This is a genomic window from Candidatus Magnetominusculus dajiuhuensis, assembly GCF_046044395.1.
In the GTDB taxonomy this organism is placed as follows: domain Bacteria; phylum Nitrospirota; class Thermodesulfovibrionia; order Thermodesulfovibrionales; family Magnetobacteriaceae; genus Magnetominusculus; species Magnetominusculus dajiuhuensis.
This window is the reverse complement of the sequence record NZ_JBJUSG010000033.1, coordinates 21179-28919: the sequence shown is the minus strand read 5'-3', so window position 1 is coordinate 28919 and position 7741 is coordinate 21179. Positions and strand designations below refer to the sequence as shown.

The 7741-nt window shown below is 48.3% G+C and carries 7 protein-coding genes; all 7 read right to left on the bottom strand.

Annotated elements, in window-relative coordinates:
- Positions 1-175: 175 nt before the first annotated feature.
- A complete protein-coding gene (locus tag AB7D94_RS06490; protein ID WP_420264925.1) occupies positions 176-1132 on the bottom strand; it encodes a hypothetical protein in 957 nt (318 codons plus the stop codon).
- A gap of 37 nt (positions 1133-1169) precedes the next feature.
- Positions 1170-2489: an ammonium transporter gene (locus AB7D94_RS06485; protein WP_420264924.1), complete on the bottom strand. Its 1320-nt coding sequence runs from the start codon at positions 2487-2489 to the stop codon at positions 1170-1172.
- A gap of 21 nt (positions 2490-2510) precedes the next feature.
- A complete protein-coding gene (locus AB7D94_RS06480; protein ID WP_420264923.1) occupies positions 2511-2849 on the bottom strand; it encodes a P-II family nitrogen regulator in 339 nt (112 codons plus the stop codon).
- A 257-nt stretch (positions 2850-3106) separates the two neighbouring features.
- Complete coding sequence (locus AB7D94_RS06475; protein ID WP_420264922.1) at positions 3107-3760, bottom strand: hypothetical protein; 654 nt, start codon at positions 3758-3760, stop codon at positions 3107-3109.
- A gap of 2 nt (positions 3761-3762) precedes the next feature.
- Positions 3763-5226 carry an AAA family ATPase gene (locus tag AB7D94_RS06470; RefSeq protein ID WP_420264921.1) on the bottom strand — a complete coding sequence of 488 codons (1464 nt, stop codon included), beginning with the start codon at positions 5224-5226 and terminating at the stop codon, positions 3763-3765.
- 28 nt (positions 5227-5254) lie between these two features.
- On the bottom strand, positions 5255-5887 hold the full coding sequence (locus AB7D94_RS06465; RefSeq protein ID WP_420264920.1) for a Smr/MutS family protein: 633 nt from the start codon (positions 5885-5887) through the stop codon (positions 5255-5257).
- 29 nt (positions 5888-5916) lie between these two features.
- Positions 5917-7737 (bottom strand): M3 family oligoendopeptidase, encoded by a 1821-nt coding sequence (locus AB7D94_RS06460; protein WP_420264919.1) that lies wholly within the window; start codon positions 7735-7737, stop codon positions 5917-5919.
- Positions 7738-7741 lie beyond the last annotated feature (4 nt).

Sequence of the window (7741 nt, the reverse complement as noted above, 5' to 3'; positions counted from 1 at the left end):
GCTGCTTTACTATTGTGACACAGTCTGCAAGCCGGAATGACAGAAAGGGACTAAGAATGGCAACAAACTAAACAACTACCGCTTACTTATGATGGAGAACAAATTTATCGTGCCCAACATACAGTTTTAAACCCCGCCGCCGGGTAGAGGTGGCGGCAGCGGGGTCCGTTGTTTATCAGAAATTATACGTCAGATTCAGGCCGTATACAAAATTCTGGTCAAGCGCGCCGTTTGGATTATACGATACGCCGTTAACCATCCTGCTGGCGTCGTGCGACAGGGGGAACGTGTACATCGCCACAGGCTGAACGGTCAGGTTGTTTACTATCGGAATGGTTACGCCGACCATTAACATGCCGTCGTGAAAGGCGCTGTATTTTTTGCCCGTGTAAGCGTCCAAGCCGCCAGATGTTGATGCCGCCTCATACGTGCTCCAATAGGGGGATGTGCCCTGCTCATAGCCAAAGCTCGCGCCGAGGTCAAGCGTCATATCCTTCATAATCATAGAAAGCGGGGCAGAGTGGCTGAAGGCAAGGTTATAATATATCCCCGGATATCCCGCCACATCCCTGTACACCGTAAGGACAGGCTTTGTAATAACATCCAGCGCCGCAGCCAAAAAAACCTCCTGAGTCTTTTTGGCATACTGCAGGCCGTAATATATATACCCGCCTGTCAGGCTGACCCCCCCCCATGAGCGCGTATAGCTGAGCTTTATATCCACCTCGTTATAACTTGCCTGGCCGGGTCTGTCCGGGACAAAACTTTGAGTCGCCTGCTCACGCGTGTCTATGTTGCTCCATGCGTTTGCCGCAAACCCCATCCAGGAAAACGTTACCGACGGCTGAAAAACCATGCTGCGGGTACTTAACTCATATCCCCTGTAGATATATCTGTTAAACGCACTGAATACCACACTGACAGAGGCGTTATCAGGCCCGGCCGTGCCTGCAAGAGGGATAGGTTCCTCCTTGGCAGGGGCAGCCTCCTCCTTCGCAACAGGGGCAGCCTTTTCCTCTTCGGCATAGGCAGGTATGCCTGACATAGCGATGAGCATGGCAACTAATAGCGCCATAGATAATAAAACAGTACTCAATGAATGTGCTAATTTTACCCGTGTTAGTTTTCTCATTTCATATTCCTCCTTTTTATTAGCACGGCTGCCCCCACTAAGTCTCGAAGTCATAGCCGTTTTCGCCGTGAACCGAAAGGTCAAGGCCATTTGCCTCATCCTCTTCGCTGACCCTAAGGCCGACAATCATATCAACTATCTTTAGCAGTATCAGCGACGCTATAAACACGAACACGTATGTTGACACAATCGCTATAAGCTGTGTCAATAGCAGGCCGGGATTTCCATAGAAAAGCCCGTCTTTACCAGCCGAATTCACCGCAATTGTTGCGAACAGTCCCGTAGCCACCGCCCCCCAAGTCCCTCCGACACCATGGACGCCGATTACGTCAAGCGAATCGTCATAGCCAAACCTTGGCCTTAGACTGACGGCCGTATAACAAATAACCCCCGCTCCAGCGCCAATTATTATGGCTGACATGGGTGTGACAAAACCTGCCGCCGGAGTTATAGCCACAAGCCCCGCAACCGCGCCGCTGGCTATTCCAAGAGCAGTCGGTTTTCCCCTGTGAACCCATTCTACGAACATCCACGCCATTGCCGCCATACCAGTTGCCGTGTTTGTCGTCACAAAGGCCACCGAGGCCAGCCCACCGGAGGCCAGGGCGCTGCCCGCATTAAACCCAAACCACCCGAACCATAGAAGCGCCGCGCCGGTTATCGTCATCGTCAAATTATGCGGCGGCATCGGCAGCTTGCCATAGCCCTTGCGTTTGCCTATCACAATCACCGCGGCAATGGCGGCAACGGCCGAGTTAATATGCACTACCGTACCTCCGGCAAAATCCAGCGCCCCAAGCTTTGCCCCTATCCAGCCCCCGCCCCATACCCAATGACAGAGCGGTGAATAGACAAACGTCAGCCACAAGGCCGAAAACAACAGCAGCGCCGAGAACTTCATCCTCTCCGCAAACGCCCCCGTTATCAAGGCCGGAGTTATAATAGCAAACATCCCCTGATACATCATAAACACCAGATGAGGTATCGTAGGTGCGTAGTCCGAAGGCTCCTGCCCTACCCCGCTCAGGCCAAACCACTCAAGTCCACCGATTATCCCACCCTTGTCCGGCCCGAATGATAGCGTATATCCCCATAAGACCCAGATAACGCTTACCATGCAAAGAATAGCGAAACTGTGCATTATCGTTCCAAGGACGTTTTTCCTTCTCACCATTCCACCATAAAACAACCCAAGCCCCGGCGTCATCAACATCACCAGCGCCGTTGAAACGAGCATCCACGCAGTGTCCCCGCTGTTTACGACCTTGGGTGCCGGGGCGTCCGCCCCAAAGGCCGCTGTCGCTGAAAACAGGGCCAATCCTACTAAAGCCAGCAGTATAAACTTTCTCACTTCCATCTCCTTTTGAAGCGTTTTTTGCTATAGGGCGATCTCGCCCCTTTCACCTGTCCTGATTCTCATCGTCTCCTCAATGCTCGAGACGAATATCTTGCCGTCTCCTATCTTGCCTGTCCACGCCGTCTTTTCTATCGTCTTTATGACCTGCTCTACCATGTCCTGTGCCACCACCAGTTCTATCTTTATCTTAGGTATGAAATCCACCACGTACTCTGAACCCCTGTACAGCTCCGTGTGCCCCTTCTGCCGCCCAAACCCCTTCACCTCAAGCATAGTCATGCCCTGAATGTTGATAGCCGAGAGGGCGTCTTTTACCTCTTCAAGTTTGAACGGTTTGATTATGGCCTCGATCTTTTTCATCAAATCCTCCTTAGTCAATGGCCTGATATGGCCTATATGTATACCTGCTATAATCAAAAACCATGCCTGAATATAACTACTTGATATATAAGGATAATGCCCGACAGGAGCCAATACATAAATGTAGCGTCCTACAATTTTGCATGATACACTCACTGTAACAATCGGGATGATTAATCAATTTGCAGGGTACATGACAGGGATGTTTCAGATGTCTAAAAATCTAAGTGTCAGAGGCATCCAACGAATGGCCTCCATCAATCAACTTCACTACAATTTATTTTGCCCAAAACTTCCTTCAATTCCTCTTCAAGAGATTGAAACGCTGACAAGCTCCTTAACGTTGAGTAATCTTCTATATTTTTAGCTACGTTGAAGGCTCTTTCTGAAATATCTTCTTTAAATTTATCTAACTTCCGCCCTCCGGTACATCCACTTGCTTGCATTAAGAGCTGGGATAGTACTTCCTTTGGATCTGGAATCGTTTCTAATTCTTTTGGCTTTGGCAATTTCAGGGCAATATCCCCATTGGGATTACCGGCAGCCTTTCGTATTGCCGCCCCATCAATTAACAGCCATGCCTCAGTCATTCTTACAGGCACAACGCATACAGCCGCTGAAGGTTTAACCGGTATCTTTTCAATCGCCTTGCGAATCTCCTGCACTCGCTCCTTGTGTTGGATTTTCTCTGCATCACGGTGAATGAAAAGAATGTCACAGTAACGCATATCTAAAGCCGTTTCTATACGATCCTCTAATTTTATTGGTTTTTTCGGCAATTTGCTAAAATCGGCCATTTTCCCCTTAACAGATTTGTCAGGACAGTGTTTATCAAATAACCATTCAAGAATGGGAATAAGTCTTTCATCGGAACTTCCATCGGCCAATAAAGTATAATTAATTTCGCCCATTTTTAATCCTCTGAATAGGAAGGAAGGTATTTTTGAAGGTCTTCTCTATCAATGACTCGATCAGAGTTCGTCTCGGACTCATAGGCAACGGGATTTAAATATGTAAGAATTGTACCCTTATCCACAGGTCTGATTGTTGGCTGATTATCTGCCCTCCATGTATCGGCCAGCCAGTTAAACCGTGCGATTTTAAATCGCTTCTTATCTTTTATGGTCTCTCTGAGTTCAGCAATTATAAGGGTGTCATCAGGAACTTGGGCGACAACCGCCGGTGAATGTGTATTAATTATGACCTGGCGAAGCGGATTACCCTCCTCTACTGGCAACCTCGCGTCAACAGCTATATATTTAAGAAGTTTAATCATCGCGGGTATTCGGGCAGGGTGAATACCATTTTCAGGCTCTTCTATACATAAAAGCCCCTGCATCTGCTCATCAGCCTCAATCACAGCCGCCGCCAAAAACCGCAGAGTTCCATCTGACAAATCGCGGGCGGCAAACTTTGTTCCCTTACGGTCAGTCAGCTCAAGCGTCATCAGTTCACGTTTCTCGTCCCTGTCAACGCTTATTTCAGAGACATCGTCAATAAGCTCAGAAAGCCGATTGGCGAGCGCCTGATAAACCCTTGATTCATCATTCCCGTTTGCTTTCGATAGATTGTAAAGAGTTGAGGGAAGATGTGAACCGTCCTTCCCTAATTGTGTTGGCGTATTAAATTTGATGTCATCGGACTTGCGAAGAGCCAATGGATCAAGAAGCAGTAATCTCCATGATTGCATTTCTTTTTTTGCCATTAATACTGTGGGTGTCTCAGCAACATTTATCCTGTGTGAAGATAGCATTGTTCTCGGTAAACTTTTGGTCATAATACTTTTGGCAAGAATATGGAAAACCCTTTCATCAAAATCATCTCCATGTTCTACACGAGTCTCTATATAGGCTCCAAACTCATTTTTTTTAGTTGAAATGAGTGAGCTTGCACTCTCTCCTATGACTATGGAATCAAGCCATACCTTTTCATGGGGGAAAAGGATGTGATTAGAAGCATCACCAAGCTCTATCGGGTCAAGCTCTTCTCTTAGCAACTCTATACCGCCTTTATCTTCGTTAAAACCCAATTCAAGTGAATATCTAAGAAACGTATTACTAGCTTTTACTTCCTGCCCTAAATCGTCTATACCTTTTTTCGATACAATCATTTCTGTTTCAAATGTCATTTTATTATCATAGTTGTCCCCGTGCCTGTGAAATAGACTTTTAATTGCCGAGGGTGTGCCATTATTATCTCGTACCAACATTGCAGCGTCCATGAATGGTTTTTCTGCTAATGCGCTTAAAAATAATATCGCGTCAAACAGGTTGGATTTCCCGACGCCGTTGCCGCCGGCTATGCACGTAAACGGGCCGAAACTTACATCCACATCTACGAGATTCTTAAATCCTGAGACTTTTAATCTTGTCAGCACTTTGGTTTTCCCCTCTTAATTGAAACCATTACTTTAACAATACATAGACCGCGCCAAGGCCGCCGTCACATCCCCTTGCCGTTGCGTAGGCCTTGACGTATTTTCTCTGGCCTATGAGCCAGCGCATTAGGGCGTCCTTTATCACCGGACCAGACGGCGAACGCAGCCCCCTGCCGTGGATTATCTTCACACACCTCAGCCGCCGCCTCACAGAATCCCTGATGAACTCCCCCGCCATTATCTCTGCTTCCTCAAGGGTAAACCCGTGTAAATCTAAGAAGTCCTGCACAGAAAACTCACCCCGATGGAGGCGATTTAAGAGGTCCTTTCTTGCGGCGGGATTTCGTTCCTCACCGCGCCCTGTTGCTGCCCACTCCACGTACTCCTGTGTGTTTCGTATCTCTACCTTGCTCTTGCCAGTCACGATTTCTGTCAGGACAGCCGCGGCATCAATATCGTCTGACGGTCTTCGGGACGGTGTGGCAACTGCCGATGGAGAATATGGGATTTCCCTGAACTCCTTTATCTCTTTGACTCGCTCCATTGCCGTCAAAAAATAGTCAATGTCGGTTGGCACGGGGGCTGGAATCTCACTTTTTTCCTCTTCGATTGAGACATTTATCAGCGATTCAAACGGACGATACGTAAGTCTTCCTGACATATCAAGTACCTCCCGATTATATAGCCTGATTATAACAGTTTATCTATAAACCCGTCTATAACCCGAAAACCGCCGCGCCAAAAACCGGCGTCTGATATGTCTATGCCCGCCTCATTCAATATATCCCGCGGGGAGGCCGAACCGCCGTATGATAAGATTTTAAGTAATTTATCAACAAATCCGCCGCCCTCCTCTTTGTACATGTTATACAGAGAGAGCGACAACAGCTCGCCAAAACTGTACGCGTAACAGTAAAACGGCGTGTGAAATAAATGAGGAATCGCCATCCACTCGTATTGGAAATCATCAGTAAGCTCCACCGAATCGCCAAACTGTTTTCTCATAAGCTCCAAATAGAGTGCGTTCAGCTCTACGGGGTTTTTCCCCTCTGCCAACATCACATGCGCCTCACGCTCAAACAGGACAAAATACGCCTGGCGCAGCACCGTGGCATAGATATCGTCAAGCGCGCTGCAGATAAGGGCAGTCTTTGCCTCGGGGTTGGCTTCCTCCGCAAGCATACGCTCCATAAGCAGCATCTCCGAAAACACCGACGCCGTCTCGGCAAGGGGCAACGGGGCATGAAACGTCAACACCGAATGCCCGGCAGCCGCAAGGGCATGAACCGCGTGCCCAAGTTCATGTGCCAGAGTAGCGACCTGCCGCGGTTTCCCAGTGTAGTTCATCAACACCCACGGCGTCATATTCGGCAGCACCCCATAACAAAACGCCCCCGTCCTCTTATTCATCCTGTCCTCGGCGTCTATGCGCCCCTCGTCAAAAACCCTCTTCGCCAACGCCCCCACTACCGGAGAGAATTTATTAAAACTGTCCAACACCGTCTCAACCGCCGTGGAGTATGGGATGAGCCGCCCGTCGTCGCGTCTTACGGAGGCATATATATCGTACCGCCTGAGTTTTGGTAGTCCAAGCAACCGGCTCTTTATCTTGAAAAACCTTTGAAATACATGGGATTCCTCCACGCATACGCTTAGCAGCGTATCTACTACCGCGTTTGGTATATCGTTGGCAAGATTGCGCACGCTGATGGCCGATTCGTGATTTCTAATCCTGATATGCTCAGACGCCCAGTCGCGTACCCTGTATGCGTATATCTGTGACAGGACTACCTCATCATTGCAATAGACCCTGAAGAGTTCCTTATAGGCGGCCTCACGCAGCGCCGGGTTTGAATGATGGGCATATGACATGAGGGCATCGCGCGTGAGGGGCCTTATTTTCTTGCCTTCAACCTCCAGTTCGAATACATATTTGCTTGTGAGCATATCGTAGATTGTAATGACGGCGTTTATACCGTTTATGTCCTTTATATTAATTATCTTCTCCTGCGGCTCTGTCAGGATATGCGGCTTAAAGGCACGTTCCCGCTGCAGGTAGTAAAATAAATCACCGGCACCGCTCATCAGGCGTCCCGCGTCCTCATCCCCTATGGACTTCCACCACAACCCCCAGAAGAGCGTCTCATTATACATATCTGTCAACAGTTGCTCCACACGCCCCATAAATGTAAGCGCGGCTTGATTTTGCGTATCCTCAGAAAACCACAACTGGCAATATGCCGTAAGGCGGTTCGATTCAACAGCAAATCTCTCAATCAAACTAAGAAACGCGGTAAAATCACTGATTGACACGTCGGCGATCAGGAACTCCCTATACGAGGCAATCTCTGAAACCAATGATGTTAAATCCCCGATAATCTTATCTGTTTCTGGCTCTGTTTCGGGCGCGCCGGAAGATGGCAGCAGGTCTGTTAGTGCCCACTTGCGCTGTTCGTATTTATTCATATTGGGGTCATATTGGGCGGCCTCATTATTTCTGTTAATAGCCATGTTA

Coding starts and splice junctions, on each gene's coding strand:
- AB7D94_RS06490 (WP_420264925.1), bottom strand. CDS start 1,132: ATGAGAAAACTAACACGGGTAAAATTAGCACATTCATTGAGTACTGTT.
- AB7D94_RS06485 (WP_420264924.1), bottom strand. CDS start 2,489: ATGGAAGTGAGAAAGTTTATACTGCTGGCTTTAGTAGGATTGGCCCTG.
- AB7D94_RS06480 (WP_420264923.1), bottom strand. CDS start 2,849: ATGAAAAAGATCGAGGCCATAATCAAACCGTTCAAACTTGAAGAGGTA.
- AB7D94_RS06475 (WP_420264922.1), bottom strand. CDS start 3,760: ATGGGCGAAATTAATTATACTTTATTGGCCGATGGAAGTTCCGATGAA.
- AB7D94_RS06465 (WP_420264920.1), bottom strand. CDS start 5,887: ATGTCAGGAAGACTTACGTATCGTCCGTTTGAATCGCTGATAAATGTC.
- AB7D94_RS06460 (WP_420264919.1), bottom strand. CDS start 7,737: ATGGCTATTAACAGAAATAATGAGGCCGCCCAATATGACCCCAATATG.